This window comes from Tsuneonella litorea, from assembly GCF_025154015.1.
Taxonomy (GTDB): Bacteria; Pseudomonadota; Alphaproteobacteria; order Sphingomonadales; family Sphingomonadaceae; genus Tsuneonella; species Tsuneonella litorea.
The window spans coordinates 119,196-136,009 of record NZ_JAOAMV010000003.1; the positions used below are offsets into that span (position 1 = coordinate 119,196).

Genomic DNA, 16,814 nt, shown 5'->3' on the forward strand with positions numbered 1-16,814 from the left:
GGGTGGTCGGCGGCGGCCGTCGCTATCTGCCGGTCAATTCAGGCTGGTCAGAGCGCGGACTTGCGCGCTAGCCCCCATTCCATCCAGCCCAGGATCCTGGGCGTCCTGGGCAGGTAGCCCCTGCCGAGCGGTTCGACCGCCAGCCCGCCCGCGCGCAGGGCGGCGCCGACCTGGCGCGTCAGGTGGCACCCGCCCGCGATCGCCGTCCACAGCGGTTCGACCCGCCCTTGCCAACGCGCCACCGCGGCATCCGGTGCGCGGCCGTGTTCGAGAAAGAGCAGCTTCCCCCCCGGTTTGAGAACCCGCCGCATCTCGGCGATCGCCTGCGCCTGGTCGGCAACCGAACACATCGTGAAAGTGCACACGACCGTGTCGAAACTCGAAGCCGGAAACGGGATGTCTTCGGCGACGCCCTGGCGTATGTCGGCCGACCACCCTCTCTCGCGCGCCGATCGGCGGGCGCCTTCGAGCAATGGCTCGCTGGGGTCGAACCCGGCGAATGCGGTCACGCGGCCGGCATCGTAGAAACGCTGGTTCAGGCCGCCTCCACAGCCAACCTCCAGCACGCTTCCTTCGGCAAGCGGGACGACCTCGGCCCGCAACCGCGCAATCGGCTCCTGCCCGCAGGCCAGCGTGACGAGCCGCGGCATCACGTAACTGTCGTACCAGCTGCGCAGCCCCATCGGGCCTCCGTGATCACGTGCGACCGCCGCCGCATCGTAACGCTGGCGCGGACGCAGGCAATCGGGCAAACGCGCGCACCGTGACGTCGCCCATCGCCACCCTCGTGCTTGCCGGATCGCGCCCGGGCCCCGATCCGCTGCTTGCGGGTACCGCCCTGCCGAGCAAGGCCCTGCTACCCGTCGGGGGCAAGCCGATGCTGGCGCACGTCCTCGGTGCGCTCGATGCATCGCCAGCGATCGGCACCGTGACTGTGGTGGCGCAGGATACCGCCCCGCTCGCGGCGAACGCGGCGATCGCCGCGGTGGCTGATGGTGTTCGGTGGCACGATTCGGCCGGATCGATCGCCGATGCAGTGGCTCAGGCGCTTGAACGCACCGACGGCGCACTGTTCGTCACCACCGCCGACAATGTCCTCCTCACGCCTGGCATCCTCGAGCAGTTTCTTGCCGATGGCGCGCGCGCTGACGTTGCGGTGGGCCTCGTCGAGCGGCGTCTGGCGGAAAGCGCTGGGCACTCGACTCAACGCACCTGGCTCAAGTTTCGCGGCGGGGCATGGTCGGGCGCAAACCTGTTCCGCCTGGGCGGTTCGCAGGTCGTGCCCCTGGTCGAATTCTGGCGCGCGCTCGAACAGGATCGCAAGAAAGGCCGCAAGCTGATCGGCGCATTCGGACCCGGTCTTCTGCTGGGCGCGGCATTGCGGCTGATCTCGATCCACGATTTTGCCGACCGGGTGGCGGCGCGTTTCGGCCTGTCAGGAAAAGTGGTCGCGCTCGATGCGGCCGAAGCCTGCATCGACGCCGACAAGCCGGCCGACATCCCGGTGATCGAGGCGATCCTCGCGCGTCGTCAGGCCGAGGCGAGCGCCTCGTCGACCGCCGCCAGCGCGAGCGACAGTTCTTCGTCATAGGGCATCGTCGCGTCGAGATCGACGATCCGCGCGCCGTTGAACTTCAACAAAGGAACGGTCTCGACCTTGCGTTCGATCAGTGCACGCACGTGGTCGGGCTTGCGCGCCATCACGGTGTCGACGTCGACATTGAGCCGGATCACGAGCGTGGGCACCCATATCGCCATCCCGGCATAGAGCGCCCGCTCGCGCTGCTGCATTTCCGCGATCGACGGATTGGGCGCTCGGGCGGCCATGATCGGGCCGTCGTGAAGGCCCGGCACCTCGAGCTGCGGATAGCGGTCGGTGACGATGGTCACGCCATTTCGCCGCTTCTCGAGCAGCGCATCGAACCGCGCCCGCCGCTTGCGCGAGCGGCGCATCGCGTAGCGCGCGGCGAGGATGCCGGGGATCGTGTCCTCGGGGTCGCGCAGCCGATCGGCGATGCCTTCCAGAAAACGCTGGAGCGGAGCACCGACGAGCGGCCAGCGCCCGATGGCCCTGCCCTGTTCGCCCGATCCCAGTCCGAGATAGCCCATCTCGGCAGGGCGGTCCCTGGCAACGTGCTCCAGGATGTCGGCGGCGAGCGTCGACTTGCCCGATCCGTCGCTGCCGACCACCGCGATCAGCGGGGCGAGCGTCTCTTCCAAGGGCAGTCTGCCCGCCATGAAGCTCAGCTCAGTTCCTTGAAGAACCCGATCATCTTGAGCCCGCCGATGATGAACCGGATCACCACCAGCGCGCCGTAGGCCAGGACCCACGGGCCGGTCAGTGCTTCGAGGTCGAAACCGGTACGCGCCCACCAGGTGAGGAACACGCCGGTCGCCAGCAGGAAAAGCTTGTTCTGTTCGCGCCAGATCATGCGCTTCCACCAGAAGGGGTATTTCGGGCTGACCCAGCCGTGCAGCCGCGGAAGCAGCGAGGGAACGTCCTTCGCCCATTCGGCGTGGGGAGCGCCGAACTTCTCGCGCAGGAACTCCTCCTCGTAGGTCGAGATCCGTTCGTAGACGAGAACCGCGATCAGGAACACGAGCGCGCCGAACACCCAGCTGCCCGACAGCATCGCGAGGCCCGTGAAGTTGACGATGCGACCGACGTAGAGCGGGTTGCGCACGAGGCTGTAGGGGCCGGTCGTGTTGAGCTCGCTCGCCTCGGCGGCGACCTTGGCGCGGCCCGAGGTGCCGAGCGCGGCCCAGCCGCTGGTGAACACCCGGATCAGCGCGCCGGCGCTGGCGACGGCCAGCGAAATCCAGAACCACGCGCGGTCGCCCGCATCGCTTGCAAACGGCCCCATGTCGCGGGTCACGAAGGCGATCAGCGTCGCGATCGCGATCACGATGTAGATGTAGGTGCCGCGAATGAAGAACAGGCGCTTGCCGCTGCCGGCGAGTTCGTGCTGGTACATGGGAAATCAGGTCTCGCATGGAGCGCCCGGCAAGCGGGCGGCGGGCGTGAATCCGCGCGCCCTTAGCGGGCGGGCGGGCACCGCGTCAATGGACCGGGGTTCCGGGGGGCACGAGCCGGAGATGGCGAGACATCTTGCCGAGCGATGCGCGGTCATCGAGCGGCAGGGCGATGCGGAGCGACGTCCAGATCGAAGCCAGCGCGATGACAACGATCGTCGGGATGGCGATCTCGTCCGGCAGTGCGGTCGCGATCTCGGCGACGACCCCGCCGAGCACCGCCACCGCCAGCACCTTCGCGGCGACGAAGGGAAACCGGCGGTCGAACGGATGCAGGCGCTCTGTAAAGAGAAGCTGCACCAGGGGGATGGTCGCCATCACCACGAAACCGACTGCCATCGCGAGGGTGATGCCGGTGAGCGGGTCGAGCGGCCCGATCACCTCGCGCCCGACGAGCACCGCCACGACGACCCCGAATAGGCTCGCGGTGATCTGGTGCTTGTAATGGGCGATGACCTGGAGCACCGGGAGCGAGATGCCGAGCGTCGCCTCGAACGCCCGCCCGAACACCAGGATCACGACCGCCGCCTGAGCGACGTCTGCCTGTTTCCCGAACAGGCTGAGGATCGAGTAACGCCCGCCGGCGATGACCGCGGCAAGCGGGAATGCGATCGCCACGATCACCCGCACGGCATAGCTGTAGATCGCGTTCACCTGTGCACGGTCGGTTCGCTCCGCGCTCGCAGTGAGCGGCGCCATGACATAGACGAAGGCGATGCGCACGAGCTGGACGACGCTCGACAGCTTGCGGGCGATGGTGAACAGGCCCGATGCGCGCGCGCCGGCCGCTCCGGGCAGCAACTGGTTCAGGATGAGCGCGGGCGAATCGCTGAAAATGCGCGCGACGATGTTCGACGGGAGGATCGAAAGCCCGGCCCAGAACGTGTGCCGCGCACACTCCCCCCACCACTCGCCCCGGAACAGCAGGTCCAGCCGGTAGTACCGGCGCAGCAGCCGGATGCAGAGGGCGGCCGTGACGATCAGCGACAGGATATGCGCGACGAACAGCCCGAAAAGCCCGTACCCCGCCAGGAAAAACAGGCTGGCGAGGCCGAGCCGGATGATCTGCTCCCAGACGATCCGCAGCCGGATTTCGGCCCCGAAGACCATCCGCGCACGCAGGGCCGAGGTCGCGATCTCGACGAAGGCCCAGAGCGGCAACGTCCATACGAAAGTGCGCACGGCGGGAACGAGCAGGTGCTCGTCCTCGACCGCCACATTCAGCATGGGAGCCAGGACCGGCGCGTAGAGCCATATCAGCGCCGCGACGACGACGCAGGGCCCCACCCCGAACAGCAGCGCGGTGCGCAGCGCCTCGGCGGCTTCCGCATCGGTCGCCGACTTGGGCACGGTGCGCTGCATGGCCGACGTCATGCCGAGGTCGAAGACGTTCTCGATGAGGTTCACCGTCGCCCACATCACGGCGTACATCCCGTAACCGGCGAGCCCGAACATGAGGACGTAGAGCGGCTGCGCGACGATCTCGACCACCGCTCCCATCCGCGCGAGTATCGTCGAGCCCAGCCCACGCGCGACGCGGCGGCTGTCGACAGTCTCGGCGACGGTTTCGGAAGGGCTGGCGCTCTGGCTCATTCGCAGCGCGCCCCTAGTGGCAAATCCATGGCAAGGGAAGCGCCGCCGGAGGGCCAGCGGCGGTTGCCGGCGGGCGTGGGCCCTTGCCCTCGCCCCGCGAGGCGCTAGATGGGGTGCACGTATCCGTTTCGGGACCTCGAGCGCCATGGCCACTTTCACCCTTCCGAAGAACTCGAAGATCACCGGCAAGGGCCGCCATCACACCGCGGACGGTGCGGGCCGCGTTCGCAAGTTCAAGATATACCGCTTCGACCCCGACAGCGGCGAGAACCCGCGCTACGACACGTTCGAGATCGATCTCGACGATTGCGGGCCGATGGTCCTCGACGCGCTGATCAAGATCAAGAACGAGATCGATCCCACGCTGACCTTCCGCCGGTCGTGCCGCGAGGGCATCTGCGGCAGCTGCGCGATGAACATGGACGGCAAGAACGGCCTTGCCTGCACCACCGCGATCGAGGACCTTAAGGGCGAAGTACGGATCACCCCGCTTCCCGCGATGGACGTGATCAAGGATCTCGTGCCCGACTTCAGCCACTTCTATGCGCAGTACGCCAGCATCCGCCCCTGGTTGCAGACCGTGAGCCCCACCCCGAGCGGCAAGGAGCGGCTCCAGACCCCCGAGCAGCGCGAGAAGCTTGACGGCCTCTACGAGTGCATCCTGTGCGCTTGCTGCTCGACCGCGTGCCCGAGCTACTGGTGGAACTCGGACAAGTTCCTGGGTCCGGCGATCCTGCTCCAGGCCTACCGCTGGCTCGCCGACAGCCGCGACGAGATGACCGGCGAGCGGCTCGACGCGCTCGAGGACCCTTTCCGCCTCTATCGCTGCCACACGATCATGAACTGCGCGAACGTGTGCCCCAAGGGTCTGAGCCCGGCCAAGGCGATCGCCGAGATCAAGAAGATGGAAGCCGAACGGCACATCTGACGCGTGGCGCACATTTGATGGCACTGCGCGACGAGGTATTCGAGCACGGTCCCGATCCGGAGAACCCGGGTTGGCGGAACTGGAACCTGAAGGACCAGACGCTGTTCAACGGGGCGGTGATGGGCAAGCTCGTCACCCGGATCGACGACGACGGACGCAGCCGCTTGCGGATGTTTCCCGAGCGGCGGCACGAGAACCTGCAGGGCATGATTCACGGGGCGGTCACCCTGTCGCTCATCGACATTTCGCTTTTCACCACGATGCACACGATCGGGACGGGTAACGCAGGGCCGTCGGTGACGATCGAGCTCTCCACCCAGTTCGTCGGTGCTGGCGACCCGCGCCGGCCGCTCGACGCGGTGTGCCAGATCGTCCGCGAGACGGGCAGCCTGGTATTCGTGCGCGGAGAGGTCGTGCAGGAGGACGACGCGGTCGCCTCGTTCTCGGGCATCGTGCGCAAGATGAAGCCGCGCCAGGCCCCCAAAACCCAGCCGTGAGCGGCTTGTTCGCCCGATACGAACGGCTCATCGCGGCGGGGGAACTCAGGCCGGACCCCGACCAGCGCCGTGCCGCCCAGCGACTCGCGCAGCTCGAAAGGGAGCTCGAGGCCGAGAAGCCCGGCGGGCTGTTCTCGCAGTGGTTCGCCCGCAAGGATGCGTCCCCCCGCGGGGTCTACATGTGGGGCGGCGTGGGCCGCGGCAAGTCGATGCTGATGGACCTGTTCGTCGATACGCTGGCGATCCCCGAGAAGCGCCGGGTCCACTTCCACGCCTTCATGCTCGAGGTCGACGCCATGATCCGCGAGGAGCGCGCGCGCGAGGCAGGCGACCCGATCGCCCCGGTGGCCGCGCGGATCGCGCGCGACGTGCGCTGCCTCGCGTTCGACGAGATGGTCGTCAACAATACCGCCGACGCGGCGATCATGGCCCGCCTGTTCACTGCGCTGATCGTCGACGAACGGGTGACCGTCGTCACCACCAGCAACCGGCCGCCCCGCGACCTCTACAAGGACGGCCTCAACCGCTCGCTGTTCCTGCCCTTCATCGCGCTGGTCGAGGACCGGCTCGACGTCGTTCCGCTCGACGGGCCGGTCGATTACCGGCTCGACCGGCTGGCGGGTATCGCGACCTGGCACAGCCCGATCGGCGCCGATGCCACCGCGCAGGTGCGCGAAGCGTTCTTCCGCCTGACCGACTACGCGCCCGAAGACGCCGCCAACGTGCCGAGCGGGGAGCTCGCCCTCGGCGGCGGGCGGACCCTCCACGTGCCCAAGAGCCTCAAGGGCGTCGCCGTCTTCAGCTTCAAGCGGCTGTGCGGCGAGAACCGCGGCGCGGCGGATTACCTCGCCATTGCGCGCGCCTACCACACGGTGATCCTGGTCGGCGTTCCCAAGATGGGTCCAGACAACCGCAACGAGGCGATCCGCTTCACCAAGCTGATCGATGCACTCTACGAGAACAACGTGAAGCTGTTCGTGACCGCTGCGGCCCGGCCGGATGCGCTCTACACCCGGGGCGACGGCGCGTTCGAGTTCGCCCGCACGGTCAGCCGGCTCGAAGAGATGCAGAGCGCAGACTACATGGCGCACGGTCACGGCGTAGAGGGTTGAACCCCAGCCCGAATGCCCCACATCTCGTACATTCCGGCGGCAACACCCCGCCGAGGCAGGCACGTTTCATGATCGATATCCGCACGCGCGAAAGTCTCGCGCATCGCAACCACGGGTGGCTCGACACCCGCTTCCATTTCAGCTTCGCCGACTACCATGACCCCGACCGGATGGGCTGGGGTCACCTGCGCGTGTGGAACGACGACCATATCGCGGCGCGCAGCGGGTTTCCGCCCCACCCCCATCGCGACATGGAGATCGTCACCTTCGTTCATTCGGGTGCGATCAGCCACCAGGATTCGCTCGGCAACCGCGGACGCACCGAGGCCGGCGATGTCCAGGTCATGAGCGCCGGCACCGGTATCACCCACGCCGAGTACAACCTCGAGGACGAAGCCACGACGCTGTTCCAGCTGTGGATCATCCCCGACCGCGCGGGCGAGCGCCCGAGCTGGGGCACGCGCGCGTTCCCGCGCGCCGACCGGTCGGGCGAATGGACCGTGCTGGCGAGCGGCACGCCCGAGGCCGACGACGCGCTTCCCATACGCGCCGATGCCAGGGTGATGGCGGCCACGCTCATGGCGGGGGAAAGCCTGCGCTTCGAGGCCGATCCCGCGCGTCATCAGTACCTCGTCGCGGTCGATGGCCGATACCGGGTGAACGGCCGGGAAGCGGCCGCGCGCGACGGGGTGGCGATTACCGGCGAGGAGGCGATCGAAGTCGAAGCGATCGAGGATGCCGAACTCGTCCTCGTCGATTCGCGCTGATCTGCGGCGCTAGGCGATCTTGAGCGCCGCCAGCGAGCGGTCGAGCATGAGCAACTGCCAGAGCAGCCTTGAATGGTCGGAGCGCCCGGAAATGTGCGCTTCGGCAAGCGCGGCGATCCGCTCGCCGTCGAACCAGCCGGTGCGCGCAAGCGTGGCGCCGCACCCGATCCCGCGCGCCTCGCTCGCGAGCGGGCCGCGCAACCACTGGGCGATCGGCGTCACGAAGCCCTGCTTGGGCCGATAGAGCACGCCGTGCGGCAGGTACCGTTCCATCGCGTGCTTGAGCAGCCACTTGCCCTGCCCTCCCCGGATTCGCATCCGATCCGGGAGCGCGGCGGCGAATTCCACGAGGCGGTGGTCGAGCAGCGGCTCGCGCGCCTCGAGGCTGACCGCCATGCTGGTCCGGTCGACCTTCGTCAGGATGTCGCCGGGCAGCCAGAACGCGAGGTCGGCATACTGCGCGCGGTCGAGCCCCGAGCGCGCGGGCGCCGAGCGCATGAGGTCGACCAGCGGCTGCTCCGCGCGATATTCGCCCAGCTCGCGCCGCATCGCTTCGCTGTAGAGCCCGGCACGCAGTTCGGGCGGGCTTATCGCCAGCGCGCGCGCATAACCTTCCTCGCCGCTTTGGGAGAGCGACATCAGGGTCGTCTTCGCCCGCAACGGGCGCGGCGCCCAGTCGGCCTTCGGCCATAGCGACCCCAGCGGTCCGAGGACCCGCCTGCGGACGCTCTGGGGAACGAGCGACCGCGCGCGTTCCTCCACCGCGTGGAACCGCTGTCGGCGGTATCCGGCGAAAGCCTCGTCGGCGCCGTCGCCCGACAGCGCGACGGTCACCGTCTCGCGCGCGAGTTGGGACACGCGCCAGGTCGGCAGCGCCGAGGCATCGGCGAACGGCTCGTCGAACATCGCCGCCAGCCGCCCGATCTCGGCGAAGTCGTTGCTGGCAACAATCCGCTCGCGGTGGTCGGTGTCGAAGCGTTCGGCGACCTCGCGCGCGTAACTCGTCTCGTCGAGCGCGGCCGTGTCGAACCCGATCGAGCAGGTGCGCACGGGATCCCGCGCGCTTTCGGCCATCAGCGCGACGACGGACGAACTGTCGACCCCGCCCGACAGGAACGCGCCGAGCGGCACGTCGGCCACCATCCGGCTCGTCACCGCCTCGCGCAGCCGGAACAGGAGCTCTGCCTCAAGGTCGGCGGCACTCTCGCGGCGGCGCTCGGCAAAGCTCACGTCCCACCAGCGCACCGGCGCGGCCGGGGGCGCGTCGTGCTTCAGAAGCTGGTAGTGCCCGGCGGCTAGCTTGCCGACGCCCTTCAGCATCGACCGGTGGTCGGGCACGTAACCCCAGGCGAGGTAATCCTCGACCGCCAGGGGATCGACCTCGCGCCGCAGCAGCGGGTGCGCGAGCAGGCCCTTCAGTTCGGACGCGAAGGCGAGGCTCCCGTCGCTCAGCAGCGCCGTGTAGAGCGGCTTCACCCCGAGCCGGTCGCGCGCGAGGAACAGCGCGCGCCTGCCAAGATCGTAGAGCGCGAAGGCGAACATTCCGTGCAGGCGGGACAGGCAGTCAGGACCCCATTTCTGCCACGCGGCGAGTATCGTCTCGGTATCGCCGTCGGTGCGAAACCGCGCGCCAGAACTCTCAAGTTCGCGCCGCAACTCCCTGAAATTATATATCTCGCCGTTGAACACGATCATCGCACCGCCATCGGCGCTGGCCATCGGCTGCGGCGAGCCGGCAAGATCGATGATCGACAGCCGCCTGTGCCCGAGAGCGACCCCCGGAGCGGCCCACACGCCCTCGCCATCCGGCCCGCGGTGCGCGAGCGCGTCGGTCATCGCCCGGACCCGCGCCGGATCGACCGGCTTGGGCGTGCCGCAATGGAATATCCCCGCAATCCCGCACATCGGCGGTGTGCCTAGACCACGAGGCCGAGCGCGGCAAAGCCGATTGCGAGCACCGCGAAGGCAGCGAACGCGACATGCGGCGCGGCGGCGAAGCGTTCGAGGCGCACCAGCGGATGCGCGGCCACTTCGTCAGCGGACATACCCGCATCGGCCGGGTCGCGATCGAAGTGCCGCCACGCGGCACCCATGACCGCGGCGATGACAAGGGCGAAGAAGACCCAGCCGTAGACAATGTGATCGAAGCCTCCGGCCCGCTCGGCCCCGACCCATTGCGCGACGTAGATCGTCCCCCAGGCCCGCAAGCCGTTGGCGACAATCGAGACGACTGCCGCGCACGCGACCAACACGATGCGCGGTCGCCAGCGGCGAAAGCCGGTCCACGCGGCAAGGGTCGTCAGCGCAACCATCGCGACGAGGAACTTCACCCCCGAACATTCCTCGGCGACGAGGAACCGGCCGCCAGGCGTGTCGATCGTCAGCCCGTCGATCACCGCAGGCACCCCCGACAGGTGCGTGACCGCCACGGCCAGTTGCGCAGTCACGTGCTGGAGCGGGGGGATGATCTCGTCGCCGAACGGGACGAGGGAGCCGGCGAACAGCAGCGGGAAGGCGAGGATCAGCGCCGCACGCAGCCCAAGCAACGCGACCACCGTGCCCTGAAACGCCATGATGACCCCGCCCTGCGCGACCAGGTTCACTTCCGCGCCGCGCCCGGCGAGGCATACGCACAGGCCCACGGCCAACCATACAAGACCCGGCACCCAGGTGCGCGGGACGATCTTCGCCAGCTCCTCGCGCCGCAGCCACACCAGCCAGGCGAGGATCGGCGGCACCAGCAGGACGTGATTGTAGGTATCGATATCCCACCACTGGTGCGCCATCTCGCGCCATTCGGGAAAGGTCAGCCCGAACAGCACCCCCCAGGCCGCTGCGAGCCGGGTCAGCGCATCACCCCAAGCCGAAGCCGGAGCGCGCGCGGGGGAAGCGGCCAGCTCAGGCTGCATCGCGCGCCGCCCCGGCCGTGGCAAGCAATCCGGCGAGCGGTGCGAGAGCGGCTTCCCAGCTTTTCTCTTCGACGACGAAACGGCGAGCGGCGGACCCCATGGCGCGCGCACCCTCGCCGTCGGCCAGCAGCGCAAGAACCGCTCGGGCGAGTCCCCGATCATCTCCCGCAATCGCGTAGTGCCTGCCCTCGACGCCGCCGATTCCGGTGGCGGCCTCGCCCGTCAGGACGACGGGCCGTGCCATCGCCATTGCCTCGAGAACCTTGTTCTGCACGCCGCGCGCGATCGCGAGCGGCACGAGCGCGGCGTCGGCGGCGGCGAGAAACGGGCGCACGTCAGGCACTTCGCCCCACACCCGGGTGCCGTTAACGCCCTCGAGCGCGCGCACGTCCGCGGTCGGCGCCCGGCCGACGACGTGGAAGCGCGCTTGCGGATGGCGGTCGCGTACCAGCGGCATCATCAAACGCGCCGCGCGGACCGCCGCGGCGATGTTGGGCGGGTAATCCATCTGCCCGGTGAAGACGAGATGAGGGCCCGCTTCGGACGCAAGCGCGGGATGCGGCCGCGCAGCGTCGGGGTCGAAGTATGCGGTGTCGATCCCGTTGCCGACCGCGCTGATTCTGGCTTCCGGCAGACCCACGCGCGCGCGCAGCAGGTCGGCTTCATTCTCGCTGACCAGCAGCGTCGCACCCGCCCGGGCCGCGAGCCGCGCTTCCTCGGCCGCCAGGAGCCGCCCTTCGCGCGCATCGATCCACCCGCGCGCGCCGCCGCGCTCGCGGGCGTAGGCTTCGAACTTGGCGGAATCGACGTCGCACAGGTCGACGATCACCCGCCCCGCGAAGTCGTCGGGGACATATTGCCCCATCTGGCCCGAGAAGACGAAGATCGTGTCGATAGGGCGCTCGGCGATCGTTCGGGCGATCCAGCGCCGCAGGTCCGGGCTGTCGAACGCCGTCAGGCTCACCGGCTTGCCGACCAGCATCGCGCGCACGCCCGCCAGCGGCAGGTTCAGCGGCCGCCGCGCGAGGCAGTGCGTCGTCGCGACTTCGGCCAGCAAGGGCTCGGCGGCGAAATCGCCGGCGCTCTCGCCCAGCGTCGCGACGTGGACGGGGCCAAGCGCGGCCAGTGCCCTCAGCAGATGGTGCGAGCGAATCTTGTCGCCGCGATCGGGCGGAAACGGGATCCGGTGCGCGATGAACAGAGTCTCTCCCATCACGCGAGGCCCCGCGCGATCGGCGGACCGAGGCGATTGGCCAGACCGAGCGGCAACCGCTTCCACAGCGCGATCTTCGCCGAATAGGCATCGCTCGTCGGGTCGACGTCGCGCGCCTCGCTGTCTGCCGCCGACCATGTGGCATAGGCAAGCGGCCGCGGTTCGAACCCCCAGTTCTTCTTGTAGGCAAACGCACCGCTGCCGGTCTTCGAGCGGCCGAAGTCGAAGGTGACGCAACCGCGCCCGCGGGCGTGACGCATCAGCTCGAAATACATCCGCTCGTTGGCTCGGGAAGCGCGCGCAGCGAAGGTGCCGCCGCCCCAGTACGGCATGACCGCGCCGGCGTGATAGAGACTCAGCACGCTGGCGACCGGAGCGCCGCCCAGGCGCAGCGTCAGGACGTCGCTCTCCAGCGCGTCGAGCACGGCATCGAACAGGCTGCGCGGAAATACCGGAGTGCCGAGGTTGCGCACGCTTTCGGCATAGACCGCGTAGTGCGCGGCCCGGTCGCCTTCCGACGTCCCGATCTCGACCGTGAAGTCCGTCGCCAGACCTTTGCGCACTTCGGCGCGTTGCTTGCGCGGGATGGCAAGCAGCTGTGCCTCGTCGTCGCCGGCGAGGGGGCCTGAAAATCCCGCGTGGCTGTCGCGTCGCACCGTCCAGCCCGCCGGTGCCGTGCCGCCGCGCAATTCGACCGAAGCGCACGAGCGCCGCAGGGCCAGCTCGCTCGCCGCCGAACAAAGACGACGGGCGGTTGCGGGCCGCAATGCCAGCGGTCCCCCGCCGACCGCGAACCCGCTCGACACCAGCGCGCGGGGAAACAGCGGGGAATGCACCTCGGTCAGCGGCAGCCAGCCAGTGGGGACGCCGTTGTCCAAGGCGATGAGGCCCATCGCCCGCTGACCCGTCCCCCGCTCGACCGCGTGCAGCCAGGCGGGCCGATGGAACGGCGTACCGCCCATCTCCCTCACGAACCGTTCGATGCGGGATACCTCGCCCGGATCACCGAGATCGGCGAGTGCCACCTTTTCGGCCGCATGGGCGAATGGCGCGTTCATGCCGCCAGGCTCGTCGCGCGGCTCGCCTCCCTGTGGGCGACCATGTCCATCCGGCCCCACTCGAATTCGTGAACCAGCGCGCGCAGCTTGCCGGCCATCTTGTCGAGGTTGGTATAGTGCCGCAGCTTCGACCGCATCGGCGCACCGGGCACACGGGGCTGTTCGGGATCGACTTCCCACGGGTGGAAATAGAACACCGCGGGGCGGCGTTCGGTGCGGTTGACCTGGCGGATCGCCCAGCGGCTGAAGGCATAGGGCAAAACGCGGAAGAACCCGCCCCCGCCCGCCGCGACGCGCTTTCCGCCGAGCATCGCGGTCGTCACCGGAAGCTCGATCAGCGGGCTCCAGGCAAGCGGCTGAAACGCGAAGCGCGGGGCCTCGCGCCAACCGTAGTGGTCGTGCGCGACCGGGGCGACCGACGAGCTGTAGGCATAACCCTGCTCGGCCAGTTCCATGTACACCCACGGCGTGCGCTGGTCGATCGAAAAGCTCGGCGCGCGGTAGCCGGTGACCTGCGTGCCGGTCACGTCTTCGAGCACCTTGCGCGCCCGGGCGATGTCTTCGCCGAAGCTCTTGCGATCCAGCGTGTGGACGCGCGCGTGATCCCAGCCATGGCTGGCGATCTCGTGACCCGCATCGGCGATCCGCCGCATCAGCTCGGGATTTCTCTGGGCAACCCAGCCGAGAGTGAAGAAGGTCGCCCTGGCATCGGCCTCGGCGAACAGGTCGAGCACGCGCAGCACGTTGTCGGCGACCCTGAGCGGCAACCGCTCCCAGCTGTCGCGCGCGATCACGTTCTCGAACGCGCCGACCTGGAACCAGTCCTCGACGTCGACCGAGAGGCCGTTGACGATCTTGCGTGAAGGGACGGTCAGCACCGCCATGTCGGCAGCTCTCCCGTCAGGCCGCGGCGCGCGGCGTTTCGCCCTCGAACCAGTCGATCAGCAGGGTAAGGACCTGACGTACCGCCTCGTCCTGCTCGGCGACGCGGGCCTCGAGCGCGGCAAGGCGCCGCTTCCAGTCCTCATCCCCGACGCTGGCGGCCGGCCGCGACTTGGCGAGGTCGGCAATCGCCTTCTGCAACTCCGCGATGCGTTCGTCGCGCTCGGCGAGCAGCGCCTCGACCTTCTTCCGCGGCGCGGGAGGCGGAGCGAATGCGTGCTTGACCGGCCCTGGCGCGGGTGCCGCCTCGATCTTCGGCAGCGGCTTGGGCGCAGCCATCGGGAAGGTGCTCTCGTCCTGCATCTCCTTGCGGATCGAGGACAGCATCGCCGCGTCGAGCCGCGTGCGCTGCTCGACGGCCCCGAGCAGCAGAAGCCGGCTCATCATCTGGTTGACCCTGCGCGGAATGCCGCCGGTCGCTTCGTGGAGGTCGGCGAACACGCGCTGGTCGATGGCCGGGTTGCCGGTCCAGCCGACGCACTTGAGGCGGTGGGTGACGTAGGGTTCGATTTCCTCGCGGTCCATCGCCTCCAGGTGGTGCGCGGCGATGACCCGCTGGCGCAGCTGTTCGAGCTGGTCGTGCTCGGCGAGCACCTGCTTGAATTCGGGCTGGCCGAGCAGCAGCGTCTGAAGCAGCGGGTGCGCGCCAAGCTGGAAGTTCGACAGCATCCGCAATTCCTCGAGCGCCTCGACGCTGAGGTTCTGCGATTCGTCGACCACCAGCAGGCAGCGGCGGCCGGCGCGCGCCTCGTCCTGCAGGAAGCCCTCGATCGCGGCGAGCGCTGCCGCCTTGTCGCTGCCGCCCAGTTCGATCCCGAAGGCCTGCGCCGCCGAGAGCACCATTTCCTCGCCGTCGAGGTTGCTGGTGACGATCTGCCCGACGGTCAGCTGGCTCGGATCGATCTTGCGCATCAGGTGCGCCACGAGGGTCGACTTGCCCGCCCCCACTTCGCCGGTAATGACGATGAACCCCTCGCCCTGCGCAAGGCCGTAGCCGAGGTAGCTCAACGCCTTGCGATGCGTGTTGCTCTCGAAATAGAAGTTCGGATCGGGCGTCAGCTGGAATGGCCGGGCCGTAAGACCGTAGAAATCGTCGAACATCGTCTTCTCTCGTTTTCCGTTCCGGTCGTCGTCAGAAATCGTAACGCAGGCCGAGCAGCGCGGCCGCGGTGGCGAGGTCCTGTCCGGCGGCATCGCTGTCGAAGCGGTCGACGCTGACCGCGGCGTTGGCCGAAAGCCCTTCGACCAGGTACCGGCGGTAGGCCGCAGCCGCGCCCAGCACGGTCGCGTCGCCGGCGCCCGCGAACCCGCTCCTGAGCCACTGGACGCGCGAATTGACGGTGAAGCTGTCGCGCGGACCGAGCTGGCCTGTGAGATAGCTGGCGATCCAGTAGCTTTCGTCCACCACCCCGTTGGCGGCGGCCAGCACGGTGCCGGGCGCGCCGATGAACTTGCGCCGATCGTATCCCGCGCCAATCCCGCCGGTCATGCGGCCCAGCCGCTGCGAGACGCTCGCCTGCACGCCCCGCCCGCGGAACACGGCGGAGCGCACCGAGCCGAGCACGCCGGTGAGGCAGTTGCCTCCCTCGAGGCTGCTGACACATCCCTGCAGATCGCCGGTGACCGGGTTGCGGATCGCGGCGAAATCGGTTGGCAGCGCGGCCAGCGCATTGGTCAGCTGGCCGCCGAAGCCGGTGATCCCGTCGTAGACCGACAGGTTCACCGACGTCCGGCTGTCGGGCGCCCAGGCAAAGCTGCCGTAATAGGTCGTGGAATCGTAGCGCCGGCCGACGTGTGCCTCGGCCGCGGTGCGGCTCGAGGGGCGCCAGACGACGCCGACATCCCAGATCAGTCCCGAGACGTCGTAGGCAAGGCGGCGCGGGGATGACGTGTCGGTAACGAAGCGGCCGTCGGCGCCGATGACCGGGTTGCCGGCCCCGTCGCGCACCGCGTCGCGGTTCGATATCTCGACGTCCTCGTAGCCGAGCCCCCCGACCACCGCGAGGCTCGGGCCGAGCGGCACGGTCACATCGCTCCGCCAGTGCAGGTCCCGTACCCGGCTGTCGAGGTTGGTGGTGTCTTCCTGGTAGAAACCGGCACCGACCCCGATGCCGACCGGCAGCGGCGCGCCGGGACGCAGACCGGCGTGGACATTGGCGCTCTGCACCACGCTTTCGTCGAACACGTCGATCCGCGGCGCGCCCGGCGCCGCGACGATCGCATCGGGGGCTTCAGCGCGGGCATAGCCGACCCGGTAGTTTGCGTTGATTTCGGCCTCGCCCGCGCTGGTGTGCAGCGTCGGCCCGGCATAGGCCGAATAGATCCGGCTTTCCGAAGGGCCGCGGTAGGCCGAAACCGCGCTGCCGCCGCCGCTGGCATCGACCCGCGTGCGGGTAGCGAGTGCGCCGGCCTCGACCGTGAGGGCCTGGGGAACGACCGCGGCGTACCCCCGCGCAATGCCGCTCAAGGTCGCGCTGTCGGACACCCGGTCGCCATACCCGAACGTGCGTTCGTAGCGGACCGAGGCGGCCACGCCGTTGTTGCGGCCCTGTACGCTCGCATCGACCCCGACGGCTACCTGCGAATAAGTAACGGTGTCGTCGCCCGGAGAAAGTTCGGCGGCGAACACCTGGTTCGCCTCGATGTACGGATCGACGCGCGCGCTCTGGCGGTCTCCGCCTTCGCGGGGTGCTTTCGCGTGAGCAGGCATCGCGGCAATAGCCACGGCGCTCGCGAGCAGAATGGATATGCGTTTCATGGGT

Annotated in this window: 16 protein-coding genes; 5 read left to right on the forward strand and 11 right to left on the reverse strand. The window is 68.8% G+C overall.

Going from position 1 to position 16,814, the window contains the following annotated elements; translation table 11 throughout:
• Positions 1-47: 47 nt before the first annotated feature.
• Positions 48-683, reverse strand: coding sequence for a class I SAM-dependent methyltransferase (locus tag N0B51_RS07065; protein WP_259961609.1), 636 nt, complete (start codon positions 681-683; stop codon positions 48-50).
• A gap of 80 nt (positions 684-763) precedes the next feature.
• Between N0B51_RS07065 and N0B51_RS07070 the strand changes: the two genes are divergently transcribed.
• On the forward strand, positions 764-1,591 hold the full coding sequence (locus N0B51_RS07070; RefSeq protein ID WP_259961610.1) for a nucleotidyltransferase family protein: 828 nt from the start codon (positions 764-766) through the stop codon (positions 1,589-1,591).
• Here N0B51_RS07070 and N0B51_RS07075 read toward each other — a convergent pair.
• The 3 genes from N0B51_RS07075 to N0B51_RS07085 all read right to left on the reverse strand — a co-directional run bounded on the left by N0B51_RS07075 (position 1,531) and on the right by N0B51_RS07085 (position 4,626).
• Positions 1,531-2,238 (reverse strand): nucleoside/nucleotide kinase family protein, encoded by a 708-nt coding sequence (locus tag N0B51_RS07075; protein ID WP_259961611.1) that lies wholly within the window; start codon positions 2,236-2,238, stop codon positions 1,531-1,533. The two genes, N0B51_RS07070 and N0B51_RS07075, sit on opposite strands and share 61 nt — an antisense overlap.
• Positions 2,239-2,243: 5 nt before the next feature.
• Positions 2,244-2,975 carry a methyltransferase family protein gene (locus N0B51_RS07080; RefSeq protein WP_259961612.1) on the reverse strand — a complete coding sequence of 244 codons (732 nt, stop codon included), beginning with the start codon at positions 2,973-2,975 and terminating at the stop codon, positions 2,244-2,246.
• 85 nt (positions 2,976-3,060) lie between these two features.
• The gene (locus N0B51_RS07085) at positions 3,061-4,626 is read right to left on the reverse strand and encodes an oligosaccharide flippase family protein (protein WP_259961613.1); all 1,566 of its coding nucleotides are present in this window, start codon (positions 4,624-4,626) and stop codon (positions 3,061-3,063) included.
• 145 nt (positions 4,627-4,771) lie between these two features.
• Between N0B51_RS07085 and N0B51_RS07090 the strand changes: the two genes are divergently transcribed.
• From N0B51_RS07090 to N0B51_RS07105, 4 genes are all read left to right on the forward strand, one after another.
• Complete coding sequence (locus N0B51_RS07090; RefSeq protein ID WP_259961614.1) at positions 4,772-5,554, forward strand: succinate dehydrogenase iron-sulfur subunit; 783 nt, start codon at positions 4,772-4,774, stop codon at positions 5,552-5,554.
• Between the two features lie 17 nt (positions 5,555-5,571).
• The gene (locus N0B51_RS07095; RefSeq protein WP_259961615.1) at positions 5,572-6,051 is read left to right on the forward strand and encodes a PaaI family thioesterase; all 480 of its coding nucleotides are present in this window, start codon (positions 5,572-5,574) and stop codon (positions 6,049-6,051) included.
• Complete coding sequence (gene zapE / locus N0B51_RS07100) at positions 6,048-7,163, forward strand: cell division protein ZapE (RefSeq protein WP_259961616.1); 1,116 nt, start codon at positions 6,048-6,050, stop codon at positions 7,161-7,163. Before N0B51_RS07095 ends, zapE begins: the two co-directional genes overlap by 4 nt.
• A gap of 68 nt (positions 7,164-7,231) precedes the next feature.
• A complete protein-coding gene (locus N0B51_RS07105) occupies positions 7,232-7,930 on the forward strand; it encodes a pirin family protein (RefSeq protein WP_259961617.1) in 699 nt (232 codons plus the stop codon).
• A gap of 9 nt (positions 7,931-7,939) precedes the next feature.
• Here the strand turns inward: N0B51_RS07105 and N0B51_RS07110 are convergent, their stop codons facing one another.
• From N0B51_RS07110 to N0B51_RS07140, 7 genes are read right to left on the reverse strand one after another with little or no spacing between them, the layout of a single operon-like run.
• Complete coding sequence (locus N0B51_RS07110) at positions 7,940-9,835, reverse strand: XrtA/PEP-CTERM system amidotransferase (protein ID WP_259961618.1); 1,896 nt, start codon at positions 9,833-9,835, stop codon at positions 7,940-7,942.
• Between the two features lie 11 nt (positions 9,836-9,846).
• Positions 9,847-10,839: an exosortase A gene (gene xrtA / locus N0B51_RS07115; RefSeq protein WP_259961619.1), complete on the reverse strand. Its 993-nt coding sequence runs from the start codon at positions 10,837-10,839 to the stop codon at positions 9,847-9,849.
• Entirely contained in the window at positions 10,829-12,052 is a 1,224-nt protein-coding gene (locus tag N0B51_RS07120) for a TIGR03087 family PEP-CTERM/XrtA system glycosyltransferase (protein WP_259961620.1), read from the reverse strand. Before N0B51_RS07120 ends, xrtA begins: the two co-directional genes overlap by 11 nt.
• Complete coding sequence (locus tag N0B51_RS07125) at positions 12,052-13,110, reverse strand: FemAB family XrtA/PEP-CTERM system-associated protein (RefSeq protein WP_259961621.1); 1,059 nt, start codon at positions 13,108-13,110, stop codon at positions 12,052-12,054. Before N0B51_RS07125 ends, N0B51_RS07120 begins: the two co-directional genes overlap by 1 nt.
• Positions 13,107-13,994, reverse strand: a complete 888-nt coding sequence (locus N0B51_RS07130) for an XrtA system polysaccharide deacetylase (protein WP_259961622.1) — start codon at positions 13,992-13,994, stop codon at positions 13,107-13,109. The genes N0B51_RS07125 and N0B51_RS07130 overlap by 4 nt, the downstream gene beginning before the upstream one ends.
• Positions 13,995-14,010: 16 nt before the next feature.
• Complete coding sequence (locus tag N0B51_RS07135) at positions 14,011-15,153, reverse strand: XrtA/PEP-CTERM system-associated ATPase (RefSeq protein WP_259961623.1); 1,143 nt, start codon at positions 15,151-15,153, stop codon at positions 14,011-14,013.
• Positions 15,154-15,184: 31 nt separating this feature from the next.
• Positions 15,185-16,810 carry a preprotein translocase subunit YajC gene (locus N0B51_RS07140; protein ID WP_259961624.1) on the reverse strand — a complete coding sequence of 542 codons (1,626 nt, stop codon included), beginning with the start codon at positions 16,808-16,810 and terminating at the stop codon, positions 15,185-15,187.
• Positions 16,811-16,814 lie beyond the last annotated feature (4 nt).

Excerpts from the sequence above, each read along its gene's own strand:
- N0B51_RS07065 (WP_259961609.1), bottom strand. The coding sequence starts at position 683 with ATGGGGCTGCGCAGCTGGTACGACAGTTACGTGATGCCGCGGCTCGTC.
- N0B51_RS07075 (WP_259961611.1), bottom strand. The coding sequence starts at position 2,238 with ATGGCGGGCAGACTGCCCTTGGAAGAGACGCTCGCCCCGCTGATCGCG.
- N0B51_RS07080 (WP_259961612.1), bottom strand. The coding sequence starts at position 2,975 with ATGTACCAGCACGAACTCGCCGGCAGCGGCAAGCGCCTGTTCTTCATT.
- N0B51_RS07085 (WP_259961613.1), bottom strand. The coding sequence starts at position 4,626 with ATGAGCCAGAGCGCCAGCCCTTCCGAAACCGTCGCCGAGACTGTCGAC.
- N0B51_RS07090 (WP_259961614.1), top strand. The coding sequence starts at position 4,772 with ATGGCCACTTTCACCCTTCCGAAGAACTCGAAGATCACCGGCAAGGGC.
- N0B51_RS07095 (WP_259961615.1), top strand. The coding sequence starts at position 5,572 with ATGGCACTGCGCGACGAGGTATTCGAGCACGGTCCCGATCCGGAGAAC.
- N0B51_RS07105 (WP_259961617.1), top strand. The coding sequence starts at position 7,232 with ATGATCGATATCCGCACGCGCGAAAGTCTCGCGCATCGCAACCACGGG.
- N0B51_RS07110 (WP_259961618.1), bottom strand. The coding sequence starts at position 9,835 with ATGTGCGGGATTGCGGGGATATTCCATTGCGGCACGCCCAAGCCGGTC.
- xrtA (WP_259961619.1), bottom strand. The coding sequence starts at position 10,839 with ATGCAGCCTGAGCTGGCCGCTTCCCCCGCGCGCGCTCCGGCTTCGGCT.
- N0B51_RS07120 (WP_259961620.1), bottom strand. The coding sequence starts at position 12,052 with ATGGGAGAGACTCTGTTCATCGCGCACCGGATCCCGTTTCCGCCCGAT.
- N0B51_RS07125 (WP_259961621.1), bottom strand. The coding sequence starts at position 13,110 with ATGAACGCGCCATTCGCCCATGCGGCCGAAAAGGTGGCACTCGCCGAT.
- N0B51_RS07130 (WP_259961622.1), bottom strand. The coding sequence starts at position 13,994 with ATGGCGGTGCTGACCGTCCCTTCACGCAAGATCGTCAACGGCCTCTCG.
- N0B51_RS07135 (WP_259961623.1), bottom strand. The coding sequence starts at position 15,153 with ATGTTCGACGATTTCTACGGTCTTACGGCCCGGCCATTCCAGCTGACG.
- N0B51_RS07140 (WP_259961624.1), bottom strand. The coding sequence starts at position 16,810 with ATGAAACGCATATCCATTCTGCTCGCGAGCGCCGTGGCTATTGCCGCG.